Below are 25,067 nucleotides of genomic sequence, written 5' to 3'. Positions count from 1 at the left end.
ATACGCCTTCAGGCCCGGATCGACAGGGGTTCAACAAGCGGCGCCGGCTGAACACCCACGGGTGCGTAGATCCGGAAGGCAAAAACCCGCCGGACCGCGCGGGAGATACAGCGATCACCTGCAAATGTCAACGCTGATGCTTCGCCCGCGCCGTCCTTGCGCAGACGAAGGCCGCCCCGTATGGGCTCGGGATCGCCGAAGCACGTTGGCGCCAGCGCCGCGAACATGCGCTCCGGCATCGCGCAATTCGCGGCACAGCGCGCAGATTTACCGCAAATCAAACGCCGGACAGCGCGCGAACAAGACACTTTTCTGCCAGATGGCCAGAAAAAAAATTCAACGAAAGACAATCGATATCAAACGCTTGAATTAACTTAATTTAAACGCGAACCGCCGTTACGGAAAAACAATGCATACATTTAGGAAAAATTAATTGCAATTTTTCACTATGCAATCAGCCCTGCAACCATGGATATTAATATCAGTGGCAATTGAGGGCATGACATTACGAAAATAAGGGCTCTTGCGCCCCTGGCCTGTTTCCAGGATCCGACATGCACGCCAATATCACCCCTCCGCAGGACAAGGACCTGTGCAGCTCGGCAAGCGAATTGCAATCCGCTGACGACTGCTGCAACCAGGTCGACTTCCTGCTTCAGCCGATCGCAGACATAGGTACGGGCGTCGTCTACGGTTATGACGCCCAGCCGCAGATCGCCGACGGAACCCATGTCGAAACCTACGAAGAGCTGACTGAAATCGCGTTCAGGAAGGGTCTGCTGCCCGAACTGAACGCGCTGCTTTTCGAAAAGGTTCTGGCCAGCTTCAAGAAACTCCGCATTGCACAAGGAACAAAACTCTTCTTCAAGCTGGACGGGCGGGACCTCGGACACCAGCAGCATCCGGGAAGCACGTTTTCCGCCAAGGTTGTCGCCGCCGGTCTGCAAACCCACCAGATCTGCATTGCCTTTTCCGAACGTCACCGGCAGACGGTGGCTGACAGCGTCGAACATGCCATCGACGATCTGCGCGACTCAGGCTTCATGATCGCCCTGGTGGAGTTCGGCCAGGCATCCTCCGAATTGCGCATGCTGCATGACCTGTCGCCCGACTACGTCAAGATCGACCGGTTTTTTCTCGCCAATGTCGACAGCGATCCGCGCCGGAAGCTCTTCGTGACGACGGTGGCGAACCTCGCCCACGTACTTGGAGCGCGCGTCATTGCCGAGGGAGCGGAAACAGAACGGGAATTCAAGGCCTGCCGTGATATCGGCTGCGACCTGGTCCAAGGCGCATTCGTTGCCGGTCCGATTTCCAGACCCGCCTCCGTTAAGCTGTTTTACGAGCACTTGCGACGGCCTGAGGCCGGTCTGAAAAAGCGCAGCGAGCAGGACAGGATACGCAGCGAACTGATCCAGCTGCCGACAATCAATCTGCATGCCTCCATGGGTGAACTTCTGGACATGGTTGTTCACAACCAGGAGGGAAACGCGATCCCCGTCGTCGACGACAACCAGGAGCCGCGGGGATTTGTCCACGAACGGGATCTGAAGAAATACCTCTATTCCGGCGCGGCCACCGACGAAAAGCCGCAGCTTGATCTGGAGGCGCCGATAAGACCCTTCGTCCGCGCCTGCCCGATCGCCGACATCAATTCCAACGCCGACATGCTGCTCGTGACATTTGCCTCGTCGATTAACTCCGACGGCATCATCCTGACCGAGAACTTTCACTATGCCGGTTTCCTGTCGGCAACGTCGCTCCTGAAGATCATCCACGAAAAGCGCCTGCAGGAAGCCCAGGACCAGAACCCGCTGAGCCGCCTTCCCGGCAACAGCGCTGTCACGCGCTATATTGCCGAAGCTGCCCGCAAGGGGGCCCACGAGCGTCATCTGTGCTACCTCGACTTCGACAACTTCAAGCCCTTCAACGATACCTACGGTTACAAGCAGGGTGACCGCGCGATCATCCTGTTCAGCGAGTTGCTGCAGCGGCACGTTTCCGGCACCGGCACGTTTCACGGCCATGTCGGCGGAGATGATTTCTTTGCCGGGTTTCAGCAGATGGACCAGACGGATGTCGCGTCCCGACTGCTCGCCCTCAAGCGCGCTTTCCGGGACGACGTGGAGAGCTTTTACGAACCCGTGCACCGGGAACAGGGTTTCATGGAAGCACAGGACCGTTTCGGCACGACCCGGCAATTCCCGCTGCTGCAGTGTTCCATCTCGATTCTCAGCCTGTCCAGGGGACTGACCATGCATCCCGATGCGCTGAATGACGAGATCAGCAGTCTCAAGCTTGCGGCCAAACGCTCCGACGACGGCATCGCCGTCAAGAGCCTCGCCGCCTAGGGCACGGACTCATAAATGAAGCCGTACCCTAGGTGATGGACCCATAAGTGAGGCCGAAATTGGTTGAGGCGGATTGCTTCTCCTCAAGGCGCGGAAGCGCAGGAAATGTGTTTCAATTCAAGCCTTTCGCGACACCGGGGAGGCGCAATCCGGTCAAATCCGAAGGACATGGAAATGGCTTCATCCCTTGGCGTCAGCGTGCTTGACCGGGCAGGAAGCCCGCTCCGCACACCCTTCCTGACGGGATTTCGCCATTTCGCATGCCATTTCAGTCTCATTTATGGGTCCATCACCTAGAGCGTCAGCCCGAATCCCGCCAGCAGGCGCATCAGCGCCGGATCTTTTGGGGCGGAGGTAAACACGGCCCGGTCCAACGCACCGGACGGCGCATGGGCGGCGTTTCCTTCCAGGACCCTGACAAGCTGACGCGCAATGGCTTCAGCCGGATCCAGCCAGTCGACCGGCCAGGGGGCAATCTTGCGGAAGCGGTTCGCTAGAAACGGGTAGTGCGTGCACGCGAGCACGACGACATCCGTTCTTTTGCCGTCCCGTTCCAGAAAACAGTCGGAGATCTCGGCAACGAGTTCCTGGTCCGCGACCTCCTGGCCGCGCAGGTGCCGTTCGGACAGTTCCGCCAGCTTGTCGGAACCGACCAGACGCACGTGGCACTGGCTGGCAAAGCTGTCGATCAGGCTGCGCGTGTAGGTTCTGCGTACCGTCCCGGGCGTCGCCAGCACCGAAATGAGGCCCGAGGACGTCTGTTCCGCAGCCGGCTTGATCGCCGGGACGGTCCCGACGAAGGGTGTTTGCGGATGAGCCTTGCGCAGGGCCTCGCCGGCAAGCGTGAAAGCCGTGTTGCAGGCGATCACGACCGCCTTCGGCCGGTGGTGCGCAATCAGTTCCTGAAATAGTGAAAGCAAACGCGCCTTGAGGTCGTCCTCTGCCCAGCGGCCGATCGGAAAGGCGGCATCATCCGCCACATAGAGCAGGGTTTCGTAAGGCAGCAGGTAACGCGCCTCACGCAGCACCGTCAGGCCGCCGAGACCGGAATCGAAGATCAGCACCGGGCGATCGCGGTGCGTGAGCGTATCTTCAGTCTCCACGTCCCTCACCGCCACGATCCTTGCGCGGCCGCGGCTCGCGCTTTTCCAGCGACGCGACGATGCCGCGCAGCGCCCGCACTTCCTGTTCGGTCAGCTCCGCCTTCTGGAAGATGTTGCGAAGCGTGCGCACCATGTGCGGTCGTCTTTCCGGCGGCCGGAAGAATGTCACCTCGTCGAGCGCCCCTTCCAGGTGCTCGAAGAAGCGCAGGACATCTTCCTTCTTCGCCGGCGGATGCTCCTCTTCCGACAGGATGAAGGGAAGCGCACCGGAGGTTGCCGTCTTGCGCCATTCATAGGCGCAGACAAGAACAGCCTGCGCTATGTTCAGCGATGCAAAATCAGGGTCGACCGGCAGGGTGACGATCTCGTCGGCCAGCGCCACCTCGTCATTGTTGAGGCCCCAGCGCTCCCGACCGAACAGATACCCGGTCGCATGGCCCTTTTCACCGAATTCCACCGACTTTTGCGCCGCCTCTCCAGGGCCGCGAACAGGCTTTGGCACCTCCCGCGAACGCGCCGTCGTTGCGTAGACGAATTGCAGGTCCGCAATGGCCGCCTCGACACTGTCGAACACCTGGACATTATCGATCACGTGGTCTGCCCGGCTGGCGGCGGCTCGTGCCTTTTCGCTCGGCCAGCCGTCACGCGGATTGACGATCCGCAAGTCGACGAGGCCGAAATTCGCCATTGCCCGTGCGGCCGTGCCGATGTTCTCCCCGAGCTGGGGCTCGCACAGGATCACGGCGGGTGGTTTGGCCGTCACGGCCCGGGCTTCGTCTCTGATTTTTGCGTTCTTGCTCATGACGCGGGGTTTAGCGCCTCCGTGGAAAAATGAAAAGCACAAGCCGGAAAGATCATCGGCGAAAGGCCCGCCTGGCGACCTCGTGGAAGGCCTTGGTCTTGCGGCCGGACCGGCTTTCGGCTGCAAACACAAACCACACGGGCGCTTCCGGCGCGTGCAGGCATCCCGGCAGGACTTCGACCAGCGTACCCTTTTCCAGTTCGTCCTGGACGGCCATGCGCGATTTCACGGCAATGCCGAGCCCCTCCACGGCGCCGACTGTCAGCATGTCGGAGTTCGACACCGCAATGCTTCGGTTGACCGTGAACGGGCGTTTGCGTCCCTTCGCGTCATTGACGTCGAAACGGGTCTGCCAGGGAAGACACACCCAGGGGCAGTCCCTGAGATCGTCCACCGATCGCGGTTCGCCCGTCGCCTCCAGGAGAGACGGCGACGCACAGACGATCCGGTCATTGTCGCTGAGCTTCCGGGCGACCAGCGCGCTATCCGCCAACTGTCCGACACGAATCGCGCAATCCTGCGCCTCCTCGACCAGCGGCACGAAGCGGTCGACGGCCAGAAACTCGATCGTGAGGTCGGGATTGGCCCGCCGGAACTCCCCCAGAACCGGCATGATGAACCGGGACAGGATCCAGGGAGACATCGTGACCCGCAGATGCCCGCGCAGGCGCGCCGTACCGCTGCCGACCTCCATCTCTGCCTGCTGCAAATCATCGAGAATGACATCGACCCGTTCGAGAAAAATCTGCCCTTCGTCCGTCAGCCGGAAGGTCCGGCTGTTGCGGTGAAACAGGGTAATGCCGAGCGCCTGCTCCAGTTTTGCGATCCGGTGGCTGGTGGTCGCCGTCGAAATCCCGAGCTGGCCGGCTGCCGAGGTAATGCCGCCGGTTCTCGCGACAGTGACAAAAGTTTGCAGGTCCGCGATGCTGTACATTCGAATTTTTCTAACGCTGCTTTTGAAAATCAGGGAGTTCTGTTCGAAATCTAGAACAATTAAACCCTCCACATCAACATATGGAGGAGCCCATGAAACGCTTTTTGGCAGCCGCCGGTCTCAGTGCAGCCCTGATCTTCCCGGCCGCCGCGGACGGTATCGAAACCTATCTCGACTTCGACAAATCCATGCCACCGGGCAACCTGGCGATCGGACCGGACGGCCGCATGTTCATGTCCGTTCACGAGTTCTACGGCCCGGAACTGCGTGTCGTCGAGGTGATGAAGGACGGGTCGACCAAGCCCTATCCGAGCGAAGCCTGGGCGCGCGCGCCGCAGGAAGACGGCGACGGACTCAAGGGCGTACTCGGATTGCGCGCGGATCGGGACGGCATCCTCTGGATGCTGGACGGTCAGGGCGAGAACCAGACGGGCCGCGTCGTCGGCTGGAACACGAAAACCGAACAGTTGCATGCGATCCACTATATTGGTGCACCGGTCGCCCGGCCGACATCGTTCCTGAACGATCTCGCCGTCGACCGCGATCACGAGGCCATCTACATTTCCGACACGGGCGACGGGGCGAACTCGGCCCTGATCGTCGTCGACCTTGAAACCGGCCGGTCGCGCCGCGTGCTGGAAGGCTCGAAATTCACGACCCCGGAAGACACACCCATGGTGATCGACGGGCGTGAAATCCTGCTCGGCGGCAATCCGGCCAAGATCGGCGTAAACCCGATCACGGTCGACCCGACCAACACGTGGGTCTATTTCGCCCCGATGACGGCCAGCGCCATGTACCGGGTCCGCACGGCGGATCTTCTGAATGAAGACCTCACCGACGAAGATCTCGCGGAGCGTGTCGAACGGTATGGTGACAAGCCGATCTCGGACGGCTCGACGGTCGACACCGGCGGCAATGTCTACATCACCGCGATGACGGACAATGCGATCGGTGTCACCAGGCCCGACGGCAGCTATGAGGTCCTGTTCCAGTCCGATGAGGACCTGCCCTGGCCGGACGGTTTCTCGATCGGCGCGGACGGCTACGTCTATGTGACCATCAACGAACTGCACCGCTCGCCGGTTCTGAACGGCGGCGAGGATGCCTCGCTCGGCACCTACAAGATCGTGCGCTTCCCGGCCCTCGCCGACGCCGTCAGCGGCCGCTAGGTACCTGGCCTGCAATTCCGGATCACCCGGCAGGACACACGGTTGTCTTGCCGGGTTTTCTGTTTCGCGAGACGGAATGCAATCTCCACCATGGGCATGGTCGTGCCAATACTTGGCGAAGAAACTGCGTCGTTTTTTGCAGCCCGTCCCTGGAGGACAACAGGAGCAAAGCTCCGTCATTCCGGACAAGTGAGGCCCAGCCGAAAGCAGATCCGGAACCTGCGCCCGGCTTGAACGGGTGACCAGACATCAGCATGAGCGAAGCGAACTCGTAAATCTGTTTTTTGGAAGATGCCGCGCCACGGGCGCGAGATGATTTCTGGGTTCCGGATCGGCGGGCAGCTGTCGCTGCTCTTGTCCGGAATGACGTTAAAGCGATTGCGTTGCCTGGCCCCTCTCCCATTTTGTCATCCCTGCGAAGGCAGGGGTCCAGTAGACACGGTCCCTTGCCTGAAACTGAAGCACTGTGGTGTGCTGGGCCCCGGAACTCCGCTGCGCTCCGTCCGGGGTGACAAAAGGAGAGCCTTTCATTCCGGACAAGATCGTATTTCTGCGGCCATCCTTCGAGTCAGGACTGCAGCCTTCCTCAGGATGAGGACTTTGGACTTTGCGGTGCTTGACCGGGACAAGTTTCAGGCAACCTCATCCTGAGGAGGACCGGATGGTCCGTTTCGAAGGATGGCCACGTGTTCCTGACGACTTGCGCAGCCCAACCCGATTAGCCGCATTTTACCAGGCCTTGGATTTCCGCAGCGCTCCGCCACGGATGACGACGGGACTTCACAATGTGGGGCTTTGCTCCGTAGACTGACGATCCCAACCTCTGCCGGGCGCAGCAACCAGTGCTGTTCCCCGGCTGACACCATTCCGGAGGCCTCGCATGTTCAAACCGCAGATTCTGGCCCTTTTTTGTCTGAGCACCGCGTGGGCCTTGAGCGCCGAGGCGCAGGACGTCAGGTATTCAAACCAACCGATTGAAGCCTGTCTTCAGGCAGCAAAAACGGCGATTGACGACCAGGGCTGCATCGGCCTTGCCTCGCAGGCCTGCCAGAACGCCAATGACCTTGGCGGCACGACGGTCGGGATGGTCGCCTGCGGCGGCAGGGAAGCCGAGTTCTGGGACAGGAAGCTCAACGAAATCTACGGAACGCTCGTCAAGAAGGCCGAGGCCAACGACAGGGAAATGAAGGAAATCGGTGCAACCATCCCGCTGATCCTGCCGGCACTGCGCGACATGCAAAGGGCTTGGATCACCTATCGCGACAGGACCTGCGACTACGAATACTCGCAATGGGGCGGCGGCACCGGCGGCGGTCCGGCAAGCGTTGCCTGCCAGTCCAGGATGACCGCACTGCAATACATCTACCTGAAACACTCCTGGCCCTTCGACAACTGACGCAATTGGTTCCCACCACCCGTACCCCCGCCTTGTCATCCCTGCGCAAGCAGGGAACCAGTAAACACGGATCTTTGCCTGGAACTGAAGCTTTGCGATGTACCAGGTCCAGGGTCTCCACCGTGCTCTGCCCAGGGTCACAGAGAGAAAAACACCGTCATTCCAGACAAGTGAGGCGATGCCGAACGCTGATCTGGAATCCAGAAATCTGCGTGAGCGAAGCGAACACTCTTCTCAATACCACTATTATTAGCCGCGCCTCCAACGCGAAGTACATCTGGATTCCGGATCGGCGCGCAGCTGTCGCTGCACTGGTCCGGAATGACGTCGAGGTGGTTGCAGAGCCTGCCCCTCCCCGATTGCCTTTTCCCGCCTGTTTGCTAGAACGTGGCCGATCAACAGCCTTTGTCTTTCGAAGGGCTGGCTTTTGATTGCGTACAATTGTATACGCTAGGCGAAATTCCGATCCCGGGGGCCTGATCCCGCCCCTGGCGAGCACCCGTCGAACACATCGAACACTGGGAAATGTGAGCACCATGGCCGATATCATCTACACCAAGGTCGACGAAGCGCCCGAGCTGGCAAGCGCCTCGTTCCTGCCCATCATCCGCACCTTCACGAAGGCAGCGGGGCTTACCATCGGCACCAGGGACATATCGCTTGCAGGCCGTGTCCTGGCGAATTTCCCCGAATACCTGACCGACGACCAGAAGCAGTCCGACGACCTTGCCGAACTCGGCCAGATGGTCAAGCAGCCGGACGCCAACGTGATCAAGCTGCCGAACATTTCCGCTTCCCAGCCGCAGCTCAATGCCGCGATTGCGGAGCTGCAGGCACAGGGTTACAAGCTGCCCGATTATCCGGCAGACCCGGCAACCGAGGAAGAAAAGACGGTCAAGGCGAAATACGACGCCATCAAGGGCTCCGCCGTGAACCCGGTGCTGCGCGAAGGCAACTCCGACCGCCGCGCGCCCAAGGCAGTCAAGGAATACGCCAAAAAGAACCCGCACCGCATGGGCGCGTGGTCCAATGCGTCCAGGACCCACGTGGCAACGATGGGCGAGAACGACTTCTTCTCCAATGAAAAGTCGGTCACTGTCCCGGCTGTCTCCACGGGCACAGCGAAGATCGAGTTTGACGCCAAGGGTGGTGACCTCACCGTGCTGAAGGCCGACTGGCCGCTGGAAGAAGGCGACGTCATCGACGCGACCTTCATGAGCGTCAAGGCGCTGAAAACCTTCCTGGAAAAGGAAATAGAGGACGCCAAGACCCAGGGCGTGCTGTTTTCGCTGCACCTGAAAGCCACCATGATGAAGGTTTCCGACCCGATCCTGTTCGGCCACTGCGTCAGGGCGTTTCTGAAGGATGTCTTTGAAAAACATGCCGCGACCTTTGCCGAACTCGGCGTCAACCCGGATCTCGGCCTCGGCGACCTGGAAGCCAAGGTCGCGAGCCTCGCTGCCGACAAGCGCGCGGAAGTGGAAGCCGACATCAAGGCAGCGCTCGAGAGCGGCCCGGACCTTTACATGGTGAACTCCGACAAGGGCATCACCAACCTGCACGTTTCCTCCGACGTCATCATCGACGCCTCCATGCCGGCCCTGATCCGCGCAGGCGGCAAGGGCTGGGGTCCGGACGGCAAGGAACACGATGCCAAATGCGTCATTCCGGACAGCTCCTATGCCGGCGTTTATTCCGCCGTCATCGATTTCTGCCGCGAGAACGGCGCGCTTGACCCTGCCAAGATGGGCACGGTGCCGAATGTCGGCCTGATGGCGCAGAAGGCCGAGGAATACGGTTCTCACCCGCAGACCTTCAAGGCCCCGGCTGACGGCGTCATGCGGATCGTTGACGAAGCCGGCAACACGCTGATCTCGCACGAGGTCGAGGAAGGCGATATCTGGCGCGCCTGCCGCACCAAGGACGCCCCGATCCGCGACTGGGTCAAGCTCGGCGTCACCCGTTCGCGCCTCTCCGGCATGCCGGGCGTCTTCTGGCTGAACGAGAAGCGCGCTCACGATGCGGAGCTGATCAAGAAGGTCAATGCCTACCTGCCCGAGCACGACACGTCCGGTCTCGATCTGAAGATCATGGCACCGACCGAGGCGGCCAGGTACTCCACCGAGCGGATTGCCCGCGGCGAGGACACCATCGCGATCACCGGCAACGTCCTGCGTGACTACCTGACCGACCTTTACCCGATCCTGGAAGTCGGCACCTCGGCAAAGATGCTGTCCATCGTGCCGCTGATGAACGGCGGCGGCCTGTTCGAAACCGGCGCCGGCGGCTCTGCCCCGAAGCATGTCCAGCAGCTTCAGGAGGAAAATTACCTCCGTTGGGATTCGCTTGGCGAGTTCTGTGCGCTCGGCGCGTCGCTCGAGCACCTGGCCAACGCCAAGGACAACGCCAAGGCACAGGTCCTGGCCGATGCGCTCGACACCGCCATTGAAGGCCTGCTCGACAACGACAAGTCCCCTGCCCGGCGCGTCGGCGGCCTCGACAACCGCGGCAGCCACTTCTACATCGCACTCTACTGGGCACAGGCTCTGGCCGCCCAGGACAAGGACGCGGAGCTGAAAGCCCACTTCACGCCGATCGCCGAAGCGCTGTCCGCAAATGAAGACAAGATCGTCGGTGAACTCAACGGCGTTCAGGGCGCACCGGCCGACACGGGCGGCTACTATCATGCCCCCCAGGCCAAGGTCGACGCCGTCATGCGTCCGAGCGCGACCCTGAACGGCATCATCGGCTAACCGGCCGGTCATGTCGCGGATCTTGAGGGGCGGAATCTTCCGCCCCTTTGTTTTTCGCCGTGGAAGCTTCTGAACTCTGCACACCTTGGCCGGTCACCACCAGCGTCATTCCGGACAAGTGAGGTACAGCTGAACGCTGATCCGGAACCTGCGCCCGGCTTGAACGGGTGACCAGATATGAGCGTGAGCGAAGCGAACCCGGGCTTTATCATGACATGCACGCTGTCGTGGGGCGATTTAGCTAAATAGCATCGCCGTATTTGGCGGCCGATCTTTCGAGACGGGCCGTCGGCCTTCCTCAGGATGATTCTGAGGGACTTTGCGGCGTTTGACTGGCACGTATCTCAGGCAAACTTATCCTGAGGAGGACCGGACGGTCCGTCTCGAAGGATGGCCACGCGTTCCTGACGGATGGCGTAGCCCGAACCGAAAAGCTTACGATGTACCGGTTCGAGGATCTCCGCCGCGCGCTCTCCGCTCGGACACCAAAGAGAAGAAACTCCGTCATTCCGGACATCTTTCGCGCTGAAAGCGCGGATATCGCTAAATTCGAATTGGTGGTCGCTACGCTCCCGCTAACATGTGGATTCCAGATCGTCGTTCGGCTTAAGTCTGACTTGTCCGGAATGACGGGCGACTGGAAAAGTGGAAGATCACAATTTCAAAACAGCCGCCCTGCGCGCTCCAGAATACCGTCGGGCGCAAGCCATTAAGGCTGTTCCGTTGCCATGGGCGCCACCAGCCGCCGCATCTGGCCGGGTGTCTGGTTGAACTGGCGCTTGAACGCGCGGTTGAAGGCGGCCTCGGAGCTGTAGCCGATGTTTTCCGCAATATCGATCAGCGGCAGGTCCGTGTCGCGCAGGTCCCGGCGTGCCTTTTCCATGCGCCAGTGCGTGACATAGGCCAGCGGCGTCATGCCGACGAGATCGGTAAAGCGCTCCGCGAAGACCGTGCGCGACATGCCCGCCTCCCGCGCCAGTGTCTCTACGGTCCACGGCTGTTCGGGCGCTGAATGTATCCGGGACATGGAACGTCCCAGCTTCGGACTGAGCACGGCGGCGAGGCACCCTGCCCTGTCGCCCTCCTGATCGACAAAAGTGCGCACCACCTGGATGAAGATGATCTCGGTGAGCCGGTGCACGATGGCATCGGCGCCCGGCAGGCTCGCGCGCACCTCGCTGGCGACAAAACGCATGACCGTCTCCAGCCAGTGGGCATTCAATGTCTCGGTGTTGGGTACGTGGATGACCGGCGGCAGCGCGTCGAGAATCGGGTGCACAGAGCCGTCCTCGAATTCGAAATGCCCGCAAAACAGCTTGCAGCTTTGCTCCTCTTCCGGTCCGCCATAATAGAGCGCCCCCTCGCCCGTATACCCGGTTTCCTCAAGGACCTGATCGACACTTGTTGCTTCCCGCCCGAGGTCATCGCATAGGACATGCGCGGCCCCATGCGGGATCACAACCAGGTCGCCGGTCGCCAGATAGATGGGCGGTGCGTGGCCCTCGACCTTCAGCCAGCAGGCACCCCGCATCGCCATGTGGAACCGGGCGACGTGCCCGAAAGCCGGAACGGCGACCGCCCAGGGCGGTGAGAAGTTCGTGTGAAAATAGATCGATCCGCGCAGCTTCAGGGCATCCAGGATCTGGCTAAGGGCATCATTCTTCATATCTGCTCATCTCGAATATCGGCCTGAACCTTTTTGCGGTTTCTGCTACCGCACCGCAAGTCCAGCGGACGATCGGTCAATTTTGAAGGACTTTCGTGCATGGAACAATCGTGGTGCGCGGATCATCTTGAGGCTCATGGGGCACACGCCTCCTATCCGCCTCATTGAAGGAGCACGACATGAACATCCGCTTTGTCACCAAGACCATTCACGCCTATCTCGACTATCCGGTTGCCCTCGGCCTGATCGCACTGCCGATGCTGCTGGGTCTCGGCCAGTCCAATCCGCTTGCCTTCTGGCTTTCCGTCACGACCGGCGTTGCCGCGCTGATCCTGACCATCCTGACCGATCACGAAACCGGCCTCATCCGGGTCCTGCCGTATTCGTTCCACCTCATCGTTGATTTCGCGGTCGGCATCGTCTTCCTGGCAGCACCGTACGTGCTTGGCTTCCAAGGGATTGATTTCGCCTATTACATCATCAACGCGCTCGCGGTCCTGACGGTCGTCTCCCTGCACAAACCCGAGACCGGCGCACCGCAGGCGGCTTGAAGACGACCCAATCAAGCTGCACCTGTCCCTCCCCGATCCGCGATCAGAAAGACACCGGCCATTGGCCGGTGTATTTCGTTTCGCACCATTCTCCGGACGATCTGCAAATTCAGGCGATGTTTCGCACATGGATCTCTCGACCCTCTGAACGCAAGGTAATCACGGCTGACACACGGATCAGCCAGGCAGATCTCAGATCCAGACAAGGAGAAAACACCATGCCCTTCTCAAAGACACTCATTGCCGCAGCGTTGCTCGGCGTCGCCACCCTCTCCAACCCGGCCTTTGCCGCGGACGAGTACAACACGTCCAACGGCCTGACCGCTGCCGGAGCCCCGCTCGGCATGCACGGTGTCGACCCGGTCGCATTCGTCAATCTCGGCAACCGGATCGACGGCGCAGCCCGTCACACCGCCGTTCACGATGGTGTTGCCTATTACTTCTCGTCGAAGGAAAGCATGGACAGGTTCACCGCCGATCCGGCGGCCTACCTGCCCCAGAACGGCGGCTTCTGCACGTTCGGTGTCTCTGTCGGCAAGAAGTTCGACGGCGATCCGCAATACGCCGCCATTGTCGACGACAAGCTCTATCTCTTCCTGAACGAGGAGATTTTCCAGGCGTTCCAGAAGGACGAAGCCGGAACCATTGCCAAGGCCGAGGAGAACTGGAAGAAGATCCGGTCGACCGCCGCAAAGGATCTCTGACGGGCGTGTCCGAAACCGGACGCAAGACCTGAACAGACATCAGGCGCATCCCGGGATGCGCCTGATTTTCCTTTCGGCCGGTCAGAAACAACTGCCTCCAGCGCGTTGCAGCTTGGCAACAGGGATCGGCGAACGCCGGCAAAATGCGCGTCGCCGCTTGCATACTGACGCGGCTGCGCTTATCTACCCGCCACCGCATCACGCGGTTCGATGATTTTTGAAAACGGGACGAAGAGACATGACGATCATGTTGCGCGCGCCCAAGAGGGCGGCAAACCTGCGCTGATCCGCGACTGCGGTGCAGTGGAGGAACCCGGGGCAAGTGTGATCTTGCACCCGTGATATCTCCTGTTTTCAAAAGGGTTCCCAAATGGGCACTTCTCAAAAGGAGGGGCCGGCTGCATCTGCGGATGCCGCGCCCGTCCATCGCTTTTTCTCAAGGACGACCTGGATCGAAGGTGCTGCCGAAGAGCAGCTCGAGCTTGTGTCAAAAATGGCCGGTGTCACGCGCGTGGCAGCATTCCCGGATCTGCATCCGGGCAAATACGGCCCTGTCGGCAGTGCAATCCTGGCCGACCGCATCTATCCGCAGCTGATCGGCAACGATATCGGCTGCGGCATGAGCCTCTTTGCGCTCGATCTGCCGGCCCGCAAACTACGGCTTGACAAGGCCGCGCAGAAATTCCGTATGCTCGAAGGACGGTGGGACGGAGACGCAGGCGCGCGTCTTGCAGCTTCCGGCCTCTCGCGCGATCTCCATCCCCAAGCGCTCGCCACTATCGGGGGCGGCAATCATTTTTGCGAGTTGCAAGTGGTCGGCGAGACAGAAAGCAGCTGCCTTCCAGAGGCTCTGGATCTGAAGAAAGGCGACCTCGTGCTGCTGGTCCACTCCGGATCGAGATCGCTGGGCATGTCGGTTTTCAGCTCGGTGCTGCACAGCTTCTCTGGACTTGATCCGGAGAGTTCCGGTGGCAAGGCCTACCTTGCCGCACATGGTGACGCAGTGCGTTGGGCCAGCCTCAACAGGCAGCTGATTGCAGAAAGGGCGGCGGATGCCCTGCGCACCGGTCTTCGCCTGGTCTGCGATGCCCCGCACAACCTGATCGAAGCTCACAAGGACCTGCTCCTTCACAGGAAAGGGGCCGCCAAAGCCGACGCGCCGCTGGTACCGCTCGCCGGGTCCCGCGATGCCCTGAGCTACCTCCTGGTTCCCCGCGAGAACAGGCCGGACGCCCTCGCCTCGCTGGCGCACGGCTCGGGCCGCAAATACGATCGACGGTCAATGGCAGGCCGTGCCGGCAAGACACGCTCGGACCGGGATAACCTTGTGCGCACATCGTTCGGCGGGCAGGTGATCTGCGAGGACCGCCAGCTCCTCATCGAGGAGGCCCCCGGCGCCTACAAGGACCCGGGACAGGTCCTGGACGATCTGCGGTCCAGCGCGCTCGCAGAGTGCGCCGCGACCCTCAAACCGCTTCTCACCTTCAAGAAGGCGATCAGCGAGGATCTTCTGTCCGCCCGGCTGGACAAGCGCGACCGCCTGAAACAGCGGAGGGCCGAACGATGACCGCGTCCCCTCACAAACATCTGCTCGTGACGAGCGGAGACGGACCGCGTGAATGCCGGCGGGCCGTTGCACATGTGCTGCGCCGGATGAAAACGGAAGCGGAGGCGCAGGGACTGCGCTTCACAGCAGACGTCTCCGAGCCCGTTCGTGGCGAGGATCCGTCTTCTGCCCTGGTTACGGTCTCCGGTGCTGGGGCCGATCAGTTCGCGAACGGCTGGTCAGGCACGGTAAAATGGATCTGCAAAAGCCCGTTCCGTCCGCATCACAAGCGGCGGAACTGGTTCATCGGCGTGTTCGATGTGGTCTTCTCGGAGTTGCCGGAGTTTGATCTGGACGCCGCATCGCTCAGAACCGAGACGTTCCGATCCGGCGGCCCCGGTGGCCAGCACCAGAACACGACGGATAGCGGTGTCCGGATCACGCATCTGCCGAGCGGACTTGTTGCCACTTCGACGGACGAGCGGTCGCAGCACAGGAACAAGCAGGTTGCGCTCGACCGTCTGAAGATGCTTTTCGTGCTCAGGCAAGAAGAGAGCCGTGCGGAGGACCGGTCGGTGCAGAACCGCTTGCACCGGCAGTTGGAACGCGGCAACCCCGTGCGTGTCTTCCAGGGCGACCGGTTCGCGGAGGCCACCAATCGGAAAGGAGGACGGCAATGACGTCGCCGGCAGTGGAAAGACAGACATTCGATGCACTGCTGCTGGCAATCGCCGGCGCTTTCGACGTTGAAGGACGAGCGGGTGGAGACACCGCAGCGGCAAGGCTCCGGGGGGCAATCAACCGCCCGGTTTCCCTGGAGAAGGCGCACAGCCATCCAGCCGCGCTGCTTAGGGAGGTTGGCACGCTTGAAACCTCCGTCGGGTGGATGAAGCTGGTCCCGGAATGCGCTTCTTGCCTGAACTGGGAACACTGGCGGGGCAAGGGGCTTGCCGACGACGTTTCGAGCAGTCTTTACACGACGGAGCTACTGGGTCCGGACGGGCATGTGCGCGACAAGGAGGTGCGCGTCGGCCTTCTGGTATCCGAAGCTTGGACCGACTACCCGCTGTCCAGCCACTCCGGCGAAGAAACCTACTACGTGATCGCCGGACACGCCGAGTGGGCGATCGAAAGCACACCCTACACAATGGTTTCGCCGGGTTCATTCGTCCATCATCCCGCCTGGGTGCCGCACGGCCGCAGGACGTTGGCGGAACCCTTTCTTGGAGCCTGGCGCTGGAGCGGTGACCTCGATCTGGCGAGCTTCGAGGTCGCGCCGTCATAGACAAACCAAGTGCATCAAAGGAATGGTTTTGTTTGCGCGGAAGCAAGTATTAACGTGTCGCCGACAAAGCACTTTGACGTGGGCTTGGCCGGCGCGCGGCAATCACGAAAAACACCGGAGGGAATGCATGTCGTCCGACACCTGGCAAACCGGGAAAGCGGCAATCGAGGCGATCCTGTTCGACAAGGACGGCACCTTGCTTGATTTCGATGCGGCCTGGGGACCGGTCTACCGGCAAGCCGCAAGCATTGCCGCAAGGGGTGTGTCTTCCGATACCGAGCGCTTTCTTCTGGCCTCCGGCCTGGATCCGGCAACCGGCAAACCGGCCGCAGGATCACTGCTGGCTGCCGGCAACACGGAAGAAATCGCACAGGCCTGGATCGCTGACGGCGCGCGCTATGCGCTTGAGGAACTGACGGCTGACCTCGATCGCCTTTTCATCGACAGGATGCATGATGTGGACCCCCTGCCGGGCATTCGCGAAGCTGTCGAGGCGTTGCTGGCGCGCGGCCTCCGGCTTGGTGTCGCCTCCAGCGACAGCGAAGCAGCGATCCGCGCGTTTCTCGCCGGCACCGGTCTGGCGCCGAAATTCGCGTTCGTCACGGGTTACGACACCGGCCACGGCCCCAAGCCCGAGCCCGGAATGGTGCACGGGTTTGCCGAAGCGATCGGCCTTCCCCCTTCCGGCATCGCGGTAATCGGCGACAACATGCATGACATCGATATGGCCCGCGCGGCCGGTGCGGGCCTGACAGTCGGCGTTCTGACGGGCACCAGTCTGCGCAAAGATCTCGAGCCCCATGCGGATGTGGTGCTGGAAAGCGCTGCTGACCTGCCCGCACTCCTCTTCGATCCCGAATAGAGGGATGCCGAATCCGGGTTTCCCGCGGAAGATGATGTTGCAACGCAAACCGTAATTGTATACAAGCGCACACAATAAATTTCCGGTACAACAGGTGCCTGTGCACCTCCTTTCCAGATCCCGGTTCCCGACTAAGCGAGGCAGACCCGTCCATGTCAAAGATCAAAGTCGACAATCCCGTTGTAGAACTCGACGGCGACGAGATGACACGCATCATCTGGGCATTCATCAAGGACAAGCTGATCCACCCCTATCTGGATGTGGATCTGCTCTATTACGACCTTTCCATTCAGAAGCGGGACGAGACCGACGACCAGATCACCGTCGACGCCGCCAACGCGATCAAGGAACACGGGGTCGGTATCAAGTGCGCAACCATCACGCCCGACGAGGCGCGCGTTGAGGAATTCGGCCTGAAGCGCATGTACCGGTCCCCGAACGGCACCATCCGCAACATCCTTGGCGGCGTGATCTTCCGCGAACCGATCATCATGCAGAACGTGCCGCGCCTCGTGCCGGGATGGACGCAGCCGATCATCGTCGGCCGTCACGCGTTCGGCGACCAGTACAGGGCGACCGACTTTACCTTCCCCGGCAAGGGAAAGCTGACGATCCGGTTTGTCGGCGAGGACGGGACTGAAATCGAACGCGACGTCTTTGATGCCCCCTCCTCAGGTGTCGCGATGGCCATGTACAATTTGGACGACTCGATCCGCGACTTTGCAAGGGCGTCCTTGAACTACGCCCTTCAGCGCAAGGTTCCCTGTTATCTCTCCACCAAGAACACCATCCTCAAGGCCTACGACGGCCGCTTCAAGGATCTGTTCCAGGAGATCTACGATGCCGAGTTCAAGGACGACTACGCCGAAGCCGGCATCTGGTACGAGCATCGCCTGATCGATGACATGGTCGCCTCGTCCCTCAAATGGTCCGGCGGCTATGTCTGGGCCTGCAAGAACTATGACGGCGATGTCCAGTCCGATACCGTTGCGCAGGGTTTCGGGTCCCTTGGCCTGATGACCTCGGTCCTGATGACCCCGGACGGCAAGACCGTGGAGGCGGAAGCCGCCCACGGCACCGTCACCCGCCATTACCGCCAGCACCAGAAGGGCGAGAGCACGTCGACGAATTCGATTGCCTCGATCTTCGCCTGGACCCGTGGTCTGGCGCACCGCGCCAAACTCGATGGCAACGAGGACCTTGCACGGTTTGCGGCGACGCTGGAGAAGGTCTGTGTCGACACCGTTGAATCCGGCTTCATGACCAAGGACCTTGCCCTGCTCGTCGGTCCGGATCAGAGCTGGCTGACGACAACCGGGTTCCTCGACAAGATCGACGAAAACCTGGCCAAGGCGATGGCCGCGACCTGACCGGCACGGCACAAACCGACAAGTATGTGACCTGCATCCTGTTTCCAGCGAGAGAACGAGGTTAGGTTCAAGGGTCAGCTCAGGCGTCGCCGCCTGGGCCCCAACCAAAAGCGCGTGCGGACGCCATGCACGAACGCGATTGAAGGACACCATGATCGAACTCTTCGGCGCCGACTATTCGGTTTACGTGCGTTCCGTGCGCCTTGCGCTTGAAGAAAAGGGACTGGATTACACCCTGTCGCTCATCGACGTTTTCGCTCCCGAAGGCGTTTCTGAGGACTATCTCTCGCTCAATCCGTTCGGCAAGATCCCGACGTTCCGGCATGGCGACTTCATTCTCTTCGAGACGGACGCCATCCTGCGATACCTGGACGAGGCATTTGACGGCCCGCCGCTGCAGCCCGGCGGGACCCGGGACCGGGCGGTCATGAACCAGATCCTTTCGATCCTCGATGCCTATGCCTACCGCACATGTGTCTGGGAGATCTACGTGGAACGCGTCGAAAAAACCCGCGGCGGCGCTGCCGCCGATGAGGTCAGGATTGCGTCCGCGCTCGGAGAGGCCCGGAAGATCGTTGGTACACTTGAAAACCTGATCGCGGGCGGACCATTCCTACTCAGATCAAGTATTTGCCTCGCGGACTGCCACGCCGCGCCGATGCTGCACCTGTTCGAACAGGCCGAGGAAGGCGCAATGCTGCTGAAGAGAGCACCGAAACTCGCCCGGTGGCTGGAAATGATGCGGGCACGCCAGAGCTTTCAAAAAACCGCGCCGGACCCGGACACCAGATAGAAGCTAGCCACCAAGCGCGAAATCGAGCCCGGCCTTCGCATGCAGCGCCGTCGTGTCGAATGCCGGCACTGAGAAGTCGTCCTGAGACACCAGAAGTCCGATCTCGGTGCAGCCGAATATGGCGCCGTCCGCACCGGCCTCGATTTCCTGTTCCGCGATATCCAGAAAAGTCTGCTTGGAGTCCGCCCAGATCTCGCCCTGGCAGAGCTCTTCATAGATGATCCGGTGAATTTCGGCCCGGTCGTCTTCACCGGGAACTTTCACGGAAATCCCGTGATTGCGCTCCAGGTGCCCTTTGTAGAAATCCTGCTCCATCGTGTAGGCCGTTGCCAGCAGCAGCGGACGCGAACAGCCCGCTTCGCGGATGGCCGGCGCGGTCGCGTCCGCAATGTGAAGGAGAGGGATATCGATGGCATCCTGCACCTCTTCAGCCATCTTGTGCATGGTGTTTGTGCAGATGACGAGACAGTCCGCACCGCCCAGTTCCAGCCGGAGTGCCGCCGCCACCATGGCCGCAGTTGCCTTTTGCCAGTCCCCGGCAGCCTGGAAGGCCGCGATTTCGGCAAAATCGAAGGACCAGATCAGGCACTTGGCGGAATGCAGACCACCCAGGCGCTCGCGCGCCATCCTGTTCAGATACTGATAGTAGGTGACCGTGCTTTCCCAGCTCATTCCACCAAGCAATCCGATGGTTTTCATGATAGCGTTTCCGGGTTTCAGAGAGTGGTTCTTTTCAAATGCAATGTCAGGGAAAACTATAATGCGCAAGACATTGAGGCGGCAGGGGTTCTCAAGAAAGTTTAATGGGCTTGCGATCACGATGATGAGCCTGTTTCTGTTGGCAGCGGGTGCAGCTGCACAGTCCGTCTACGAGCCTGCGCGCGGGTCGGCGGAGCGGCGCGACATCCTCAACGCAATCCGCCCGATGGTGGAAGTACGCGTCGGCCCGCCGGTCGAGTTCGTGGTCAGCTGGATGCGGTCCGGTGCGGGCTGGGCGTTCGTCAACGTCAATCCGCAGCGGCCGGGCGGCGGCAGGATTGATCCGTATCTGACGACGTTCGCCAGCCAGGCCGAATACATGGATGGCCTGTCCACCTATGCCCTGCTGCGCTACCAGTATGACCGCTGGAACCTGGTCGATTTCGTCGTCGGCCCCACCGACGTCTTCTGGCAGGGTGATCCGCTCTACGCCCAGGTTCCACCCGGTCTCACGCCCTATTGATCCTGCGATTTGCATGACACACCACCGGCGTCACGTCTGCTTTGGCGGGTCTGGTGCAGCGCCTTCCTCGAAGGACAGCTCCGGCTCGTCGCTGCCTTGGGTTGACGAGGCATAGACGCCCGCCTGGTGAAGTTCCTCTTCCGCGAGCTCTCCCAGCACTTTCTTGCCCTCGTGGACCCGTTCCCGCGCCTCGTCCATGATTTTCTTTGCCAGCGTGGCATCCTTGTCCAGCAGCCGATGCAGTGCATCCGATTCAAGAACCAGCAACTGGCAGTCACGATAGGCTGTCACGGTCGCCGTTCGCCGGCTCTGGTTGATGAGGGCCAGTTCACCGAAGAAGCTGCCCTCGCCGAGATAGACCGTGTCGTGCTTGAGGTTGATGGCGACCTCGCCTTCCGAGATGAAATACATGCGGTCTGCAACGTCACCCTGGGCTGCGATGATGCCGCCCTTGCGTACCGTCTGGGCCTGCAGAAGTTTCGACACTTCGGCAATCTCGGTTGCCTTGAGATCCTCGAACAGCGGCACGCGCGCCACCATGGACCAGGTCACCACGAAATCGCGCGAATGGATTTCGCGCGCAAAGGCCGATGCAATGATCCCGACAGGCAGCGCGATCAGGCCATAGCCCATCAGCATGACGAAGCTGCCGAGCAACTTGCCCAGGTTGCTGACCGGCACCACATCCCCGTATCCCACGGTGGTGATGGTCGTAATCGCCCAGTACATGCCGTGGAGAATGCTGCGGAACTTCTCCGGCTGAACATTGTGCTCGACGAGATACATCAGCGTCGCCGACAGCAGGATCACGCCGAAGATGATCATGCTTGACCCAAGCAGGGCCTTCCGCTCACCCACGACAGCGGAGATCAGCGACCTGAGCGCCGGTGAATAGCGTGCCAGCTTCAGGAAGCGCAGCAGACGCAAGATAACGACGATCGTGACCGCCTGGTTGGGCAGAAACAGAACGAAAAGCAGCGGCAGCGCGCCAATGAGGTCGATGATCGCGTCGGGATGCACGGCATAGCGCAGACGCGACCAGAGCGGTCCGTACCGGCGCAGCGGCGGGTGGAGGTCGGCGACGTAGATCCGCAGCACATATTCGACAAGGAAAATGAAACCGCTGCCAAGCTGGACGAAGCGCAGGTGATGGCCGAACGTGGTGCGAACCTGCGGAACCGTCTCCAGAACGGCCAGCACGATATTCAGGAGGATGAGAAAAACCAGGAAGTGGCGCAGCGACCGCGCTGCCACCCGTCTTTTGCCTGTGTCTTCAAGCACTTCATAAAGTGCCCGTTTCAAGCTTTCGTCCTGCACCGCTCGCTCCGATCTGACAGCCCGCACGTTCATGCATAGCCCAACATCGGCCTGCGACAAAATCCGGCCTACCGTCCGATCACGCCGTTCGCGCAAAGCCGTGAGAATCCGGCGCTCCAATGTGATTGGGCAAAATTGTCGCAGAACCCATTTCTAGGGTGTGGGCACAACAGATGAGGAGAATGAGATGACGATTGAGACCAACAAAGCCCGTGCCGCAGAGACCTCTCCGCATCACGTCGTACTGAAAATGCTGATTATCTCGACATTTTCGTCCGCCGCCGCCCTGGCCCTGGCCGCGGCTCTGAACTGACAATCCCTCACCGGTTCCAATGAAAAAAGCGTGCCCATCGGCACGCTTTTTCATTTTGAGCCGAATGTTCGGGCGTCACAGCCCGGCGAGATGGGACTCAATCGCCTCGATCGCGCTTCCTGCCTTCGCACCATCCGGTCCGCCTGCCTGCGCCATGTCCGGCCGGCCGCCGCCACCGCGTCCGCCAAGGGCCTCGGACCCGATGCGAACCAGGTCGACAGCGCTCACCTTCTCGGTCAGGTCGCCGGTCACGGCCGTCACGATCGCCGCCTTGCCGTCTTCCGCCACACTGATCAGGATGACCACCCCGGAGCCCAACCGGGCCTTGGCTTCATCGGCCATACCCTTCAGATCCTTCGGATTGATCCCCTCGACGGCCCGCGCCATCACCTTGAACGCACCGGCCTCTTTCACCGGCGCGGCGCCGTTGCCGCCGCCGCCCATGGCAAGTTTCTTCTTGGCGTCGGCAAGTTCCTTTTCAAGCTTGCGGCGCTCGTCGACAAGCTGCGCAACCCGGGCCGGGACATCGTCCGCACCGGTTTTGAGCAACGCTGCGATTTCGCGCATGCGCTTGTCCTGTGCATCGAGATAAGTGCGGGCCTCGGCCCCGGTCAGGGCCTCGATCCGGCGCACGCCCGCCGCAACCGCACTTTCCGATACGAGCGTGACAAGCCCGATATCCCCTGTCCGCTTGACATGTGTGCCGCCGCACAGTTCCAGCGAATAGGGTTTGCCTTCCTTGTCGCCATGCAGCGCCGTTCCCATGGAGACAACACGCACTTCCTCGCCGTATTTCTCGCCGAAAAGGGCCATGGCGCCGGCCTCGATCGCATCATCAACCGCCATCAGGCGGGTTTCGACGGGCGCGTTCTGCAGGATGATCTCGTTGGCAAAGGTTTCGACAGTTGCCAGTTCGCCATCATCCATCGGTTTCGGATGCGAGAAATCGAAGCGCAGCCGGTCCGGCGACACCAGCGACCCCTTCTGGACGACATGGTTGCCGAGAACCTCGCGCAGCGCCTCGTGAACCAGGTGAGTCGCCGAGTGATTGGCCCTGACGGCGCTCCGGCGGCCATGATCGACCTTGAGTTCCAGCGCCAGGCCTGCGGCCAGTTCACCTTCCTCGACGGTCACGGCGTGCACGAAAAGGCCGTCGGCCTTCTTTTGCGTGTTTGTCACGGACACTCTCAGACCCGGGGCCAGCATCACGCCCGTATCGCCGACCTGGCCGCCGCTCTCCCCGTAAAACGGTGTCTGGTTCAGGACGACGAAGCCGCTGTCGCCAGCCGAAAGCCTGTCGATTTCCTTGTCTTCGGACGCCAGCGCGGCAACCACGCCTTCCGCGGTTTCCGTTTCGTAACCGAGGAAGTCGGTCGCCCCGTGCTTTTCCTTGATCGCGAACCAGACGGCTTCCGTCGCAGCACCACCGGATCCCGACCAGGCCGCCCGCGCCTCGGCCTTTTGCCGTTCCATGGCAGCAGCAAAGCCATCGGTATCAACGGAAATGTCGCGCACGCGCAGCGCGTCCTGGGTGAGATCAAGCGGAAAACCGTAGGTGTCATAAAGCTTGAAGGCGGTTTCCCCGTCCAGCTGACCGCCCGCGGTCAGATCTTCCGTCGCGCTGTCGAGAAGGCCCAGCCCCCGTTCCAGCGTCTTGCGGAACCGCGTCTCTTCAAGTTTCAGCGTTTCGGTGATCAGGTCTTCCGCCCGGGACAGCTCCGGATAGGCACGCCCCATCTCCCGCACCAGAGCCGGGACAAGCTTGTGCATGAGCGGCTCGCTCGCACCCAGAAGATGCGCATGGCGCATGCCGCGCCGCATGATCCGGCGCAGGACATATCCCCGGCCCTCGTTCGAGGGCAGAACGCCATCGGCGATCAGGAAACTCGTTGACCGCAGGTGGTCGGCAATGACCCGGTGACTGCCGAGCGCCACGCCGGCCGCCTCGACGTTGGTTTCATGCTCGGACGCCGCGATGAGCGCCTTGAACAGGTCGATATCGTAGTTGTTGTGAACGCCCTGCAACACGGTCGCGAGTCGTTCGATCCCCATGCCGGTATCGATGGACGGGCTTGGCAGGTCCAGCCTTTCCTCGACAGTCTGCTCGTATTGCATGAAGACGAGGTTCCAGATCTCGATGAACCGGTCGCCGTCTTCTTCAGGGGTTCCCGGAGGACCGCCCCAGATGTGGTCGCCATGATCATAGAAGATTTCCGAGCACGGCCCGCACGGTCCGGTATCGCCCATCGACCAGAAATTGTCCGAGGTCGGGATGCGGATGATCTTGTCGTCGCTGAGCCCGGCGACCTTCTTCCAGAAGCCGGCAGCCGCATCGTCTTCCGCGTAGACCGTCACCAGCAGGCGGTCTTTCGGAAGGCCGTATTCCTTGGTGATGAGGTTCCAGGCAAGCTCGATCGCCCTTTCCTTGAAATAATCTCCAAAGGAAAAGTTCCCGAGCATTTCGAAAAACGTGTGGTGCCTTGCGGTATAGCCGACATTGTCCAGGTCGTTGTGCTTGCCGCCGGCGCGCACGACTTTCTGCGCCGTGACGGCGCGCGAATAGGGCCGCGTCTCCAGACCGGTAAAGACGTTCTTGAACTGGTTCATGCCCGCGTTCGCGAACATCAGCGTCGGATCATTGCGCGGAACAAGCGGCCCGGATTCGACCACTTCATGATCGTTTTTCTTGAAGTAGTCCAGGAACGTGGAGCGGATTTCATTTACGCCGGTCATTCGGGTCTCGCATCGGTCCGGCCCGTTCTTGGGGCCAATTGAAAAAGACAGCGGGCATTCAGTATCCGCATCGGGATCTGCGCCGGAACAGCCTTTTAGCTTTGACCTTAAATCCTGTCCAGCAATTGCGCGTTTTCAGGCCTTCGCCGAATGCATTCATTTGCACCGCCCCTCCCTGCTGCACATAAGCAAAA

General features: G+C 61.0%; 22 protein-coding genes. 14 read left to right on the top strand and 8 right to left on the bottom strand.

Features of this window, described 5'->3' with window-relative positions:
• Nucleotides 1-8: 8 nt before the first annotated feature.
• The gene (locus ACO08A_RS21855; protein WP_422038021.1) at nucleotides 9-239 is read right to left on the bottom strand and encodes a hypothetical protein; all 231 of its coding nucleotides are present in this window, start codon (nucleotides 237-239) and stop codon (nucleotides 9-11) included.
• Between the two features lie 315 nt (nucleotides 240-554).
• Between ACO08A_RS21855 and ACO08A_RS21850 the strand changes: the two genes are divergently transcribed.
• Nucleotides 555-2,351, top strand: a complete 1,797-nt coding sequence (locus ACO08A_RS21850) for an EAL domain-containing protein (protein WP_422038019.1) — start codon at nucleotides 555-557, stop codon at nucleotides 2,349-2,351.
• 293 nt (nucleotides 2,352-2,644) lie between these two features.
• On the opposite strand, the gene murI is transcribed toward ACO08A_RS21850, so the two are convergent.
• From murI to ACO08A_RS21835, 3 genes are read right to left on the bottom strand one after another with little or no spacing between them, the layout of a single operon-like run.
• The gene (murI, locus tag ACO08A_RS21845; protein ID WP_422038018.1) at nucleotides 2,645-3,454 is read right to left on the bottom strand and encodes a glutamate racemase; all 810 of its coding nucleotides are present in this window, start codon (nucleotides 3,452-3,454) and stop codon (nucleotides 2,645-2,647) included.
• Nucleotides 3,444-4,256, bottom strand: coding sequence for an RNA methyltransferase (locus ACO08A_RS21840; RefSeq protein ID WP_422038016.1), 813 nt, complete (start codon nucleotides 4,254-4,256; stop codon nucleotides 3,444-3,446). The genes murI and ACO08A_RS21840 overlap by 11 nt, the downstream gene beginning before the upstream one ends.
• Before the next feature lie 52 nt (nucleotides 4,257-4,308).
• The gene (locus tag ACO08A_RS21835; protein WP_422038015.1) at nucleotides 4,309-5,190 is read right to left on the bottom strand and encodes a LysR family transcriptional regulator; all 882 of its coding nucleotides are present in this window, start codon (nucleotides 5,188-5,190) and stop codon (nucleotides 4,309-4,311) included.
• 92 nt (nucleotides 5,191-5,282) lie between these two features.
• Between ACO08A_RS21835 and ACO08A_RS21830 the strand changes: the two genes are divergently transcribed.
• The 3 genes from ACO08A_RS21830 (at nucleotide 5,283) to ACO08A_RS21820 (ending at nucleotide 10,511) form a co-directional block, all read left to right on the top strand.
• Nucleotides 5,283-6,362 (top strand): L-dopachrome tautomerase-related protein, encoded by a 1,080-nt coding sequence (locus ACO08A_RS21830; RefSeq protein WP_422038014.1) that lies wholly within the window; start codon nucleotides 5,283-5,285, stop codon nucleotides 6,360-6,362.
• A gap of 880 nt (nucleotides 6,363-7,242) precedes the next feature.
• The gene (locus tag ACO08A_RS21825) at nucleotides 7,243-7,758 is read left to right on the top strand and encodes a lysozyme inhibitor LprI family protein (protein WP_422038013.1); all 516 of its coding nucleotides are present in this window, start codon (nucleotides 7,243-7,245) and stop codon (nucleotides 7,756-7,758) included.
• 527 nt (nucleotides 7,759-8,285) lie between these two features.
• On the top strand, nucleotides 8,286-10,511 hold the full coding sequence (locus ACO08A_RS21820) for an NADP-dependent isocitrate dehydrogenase (protein ID WP_422038012.1): 2,226 nt from the start codon (nucleotides 8,286-8,288) through the stop codon (nucleotides 10,509-10,511).
• A 709-nt stretch (nucleotides 10,512-11,220) separates the two neighbouring features.
• Here the strand turns inward: ACO08A_RS21820 and ACO08A_RS21815 are convergent.
• A complete protein-coding gene (locus ACO08A_RS21815) occupies nucleotides 11,221-12,177 on the bottom strand; it encodes an AraC family transcriptional regulator (protein WP_422038010.1) in 957 nt (318 codons plus the stop codon).
• 179 nt (nucleotides 12,178-12,356) lie between these two features.
• Between ACO08A_RS21815 and ACO08A_RS21810 the strand changes: the two genes are divergently transcribed.
• From ACO08A_RS21810 to ACO08A_RS21775, 8 genes are all read left to right on the top strand, one after another.
• A complete protein-coding gene (locus ACO08A_RS21810; RefSeq protein ID WP_422038008.1) occupies nucleotides 12,357-12,728 on the top strand; it encodes an SPW repeat domain-containing protein in 372 nt (123 codons plus the stop codon).
• 218 nt (nucleotides 12,729-12,946) lie between these two features.
• Nucleotides 12,947-13,432: a YHS domain-containing (seleno)protein gene (locus ACO08A_RS21805; RefSeq protein WP_422038006.1), complete on the top strand. Its 486-nt coding sequence runs from the start codon at nucleotides 12,947-12,949 to the stop codon at nucleotides 13,430-13,432.
• 370 nt (nucleotides 13,433-13,802) lie between these two features.
• Nucleotides 13,803-14,999 carry an RNA ligase RtcB family protein gene (locus ACO08A_RS21800; RefSeq protein WP_422038005.1) on the top strand — a complete coding sequence of 399 codons (1,197 nt, stop codon included), beginning with the start codon at nucleotides 13,803-13,805 and terminating at the stop codon, nucleotides 14,997-14,999.
• The gene (prfH, locus tag ACO08A_RS21795) at nucleotides 14,996-15,658 is read left to right on the top strand and encodes a peptide chain release factor H (RefSeq protein ID WP_422038003.1); all 663 of its coding nucleotides are present in this window, start codon (nucleotides 14,996-14,998) and stop codon (nucleotides 15,656-15,658) included. The genes ACO08A_RS21800 and prfH overlap by 4 nt, the downstream gene beginning before the upstream one ends.
• Nucleotides 15,655-16,263 carry a dimethylsulfonioproprionate lyase family protein gene (locus tag ACO08A_RS21790; RefSeq protein ID WP_422038001.1) on the top strand — a complete coding sequence of 203 codons (609 nt, stop codon included), beginning with the start codon at nucleotides 15,655-15,657 and terminating at the stop codon, nucleotides 16,261-16,263. The genes prfH and ACO08A_RS21790 overlap by 4 nt, the downstream gene beginning before the upstream one ends.
• Nucleotides 16,264-16,390: 127 nt before the next feature.
• Complete coding sequence (locus ACO08A_RS21785) at nucleotides 16,391-17,125, top strand: HAD family hydrolase (RefSeq protein WP_422038000.1); 735 nt, start codon at nucleotides 16,391-16,393, stop codon at nucleotides 17,123-17,125.
• Between the two features lie 152 nt (nucleotides 17,126-17,277).
• The gene (locus ACO08A_RS21780) at nucleotides 17,278-18,495 is read left to right on the top strand and encodes an NADP-dependent isocitrate dehydrogenase (protein ID WP_422037999.1); all 1,218 of its coding nucleotides are present in this window, start codon (nucleotides 17,278-17,280) and stop codon (nucleotides 18,493-18,495) included.
• Nucleotides 18,496-18,646: 151 nt separating this feature from the next.
• Nucleotides 18,647-19,288, top strand: coding sequence for a glutathione S-transferase family protein (locus ACO08A_RS21775; RefSeq protein ID WP_422037998.1), 642 nt, complete (start codon nucleotides 18,647-18,649; stop codon nucleotides 19,286-19,288).
• A gap of 3 nt (nucleotides 19,289-19,291) precedes the next feature.
• On the opposite strand, the gene ACO08A_RS21770 is transcribed toward ACO08A_RS21775, so the two are convergent.
• A complete protein-coding gene (locus tag ACO08A_RS21770) occupies nucleotides 19,292-19,987 on the bottom strand; it encodes an aspartate/glutamate racemase family protein (RefSeq protein ID WP_422037997.1) in 696 nt (231 codons plus the stop codon).
• A 61-nt stretch (nucleotides 19,988-20,048) separates the two neighbouring features.
• Between ACO08A_RS21770 and ACO08A_RS21765 the strand changes: the two genes are divergently transcribed.
• The gene (locus ACO08A_RS21765) at nucleotides 20,049-20,510 is read left to right on the top strand and encodes a hypothetical protein (RefSeq protein ID WP_422037996.1); all 462 of its coding nucleotides are present in this window, start codon (nucleotides 20,049-20,051) and stop codon (nucleotides 20,508-20,510) included.
• 30 nt (nucleotides 20,511-20,540) lie between these two features.
• On the opposite strand, the gene ACO08A_RS21760 is transcribed toward ACO08A_RS21765, so the two are convergent.
• Nucleotides 20,541-21,812 carry a cyclic nucleotide-gated ion channel gene (locus ACO08A_RS21760; protein ID WP_422037995.1) on the bottom strand — a complete coding sequence of 424 codons (1,272 nt, stop codon included), beginning with the start codon at nucleotides 21,810-21,812 and terminating at the stop codon, nucleotides 20,541-20,543.
• A gap of 202 nt (nucleotides 21,813-22,014) precedes the next feature.
• Here ACO08A_RS21760 and ACO08A_RS21755 point away from each other — a divergent pair, with 202 nt between their 5' ends.
• On the top strand, nucleotides 22,015-22,140 hold the full coding sequence (locus ACO08A_RS21755; protein WP_319382788.1) for a hypothetical protein: 126 nt from the start codon (nucleotides 22,015-22,017) through the stop codon (nucleotides 22,138-22,140).
• Between the two features lie 75 nt (nucleotides 22,141-22,215).
• Here ACO08A_RS21755 and alaS read toward each other — a convergent pair whose 3' ends face one another.
• Nucleotides 22,216-24,873 (bottom strand): alanine--tRNA ligase, encoded by a 2,658-nt coding sequence (gene alaS / locus ACO08A_RS21750; RefSeq protein ID WP_422037994.1) that lies wholly within the window; start codon nucleotides 24,871-24,873, stop codon nucleotides 22,216-22,218.
• Nucleotides 24,874-25,067: the final 194 nt, after the last annotated feature.

It is taken from the genome of Roseibium sp., from assembly GCF_965232425.1.
In the GTDB taxonomy this organism is placed as follows: Bacteria; Pseudomonadota; Alphaproteobacteria; order Rhizobiales; family Stappiaceae; genus Roseibium.
Note: the sequence above shows the minus strand (reverse complement) of the source record. Positions and strands in the feature narration are given on the sequence as shown.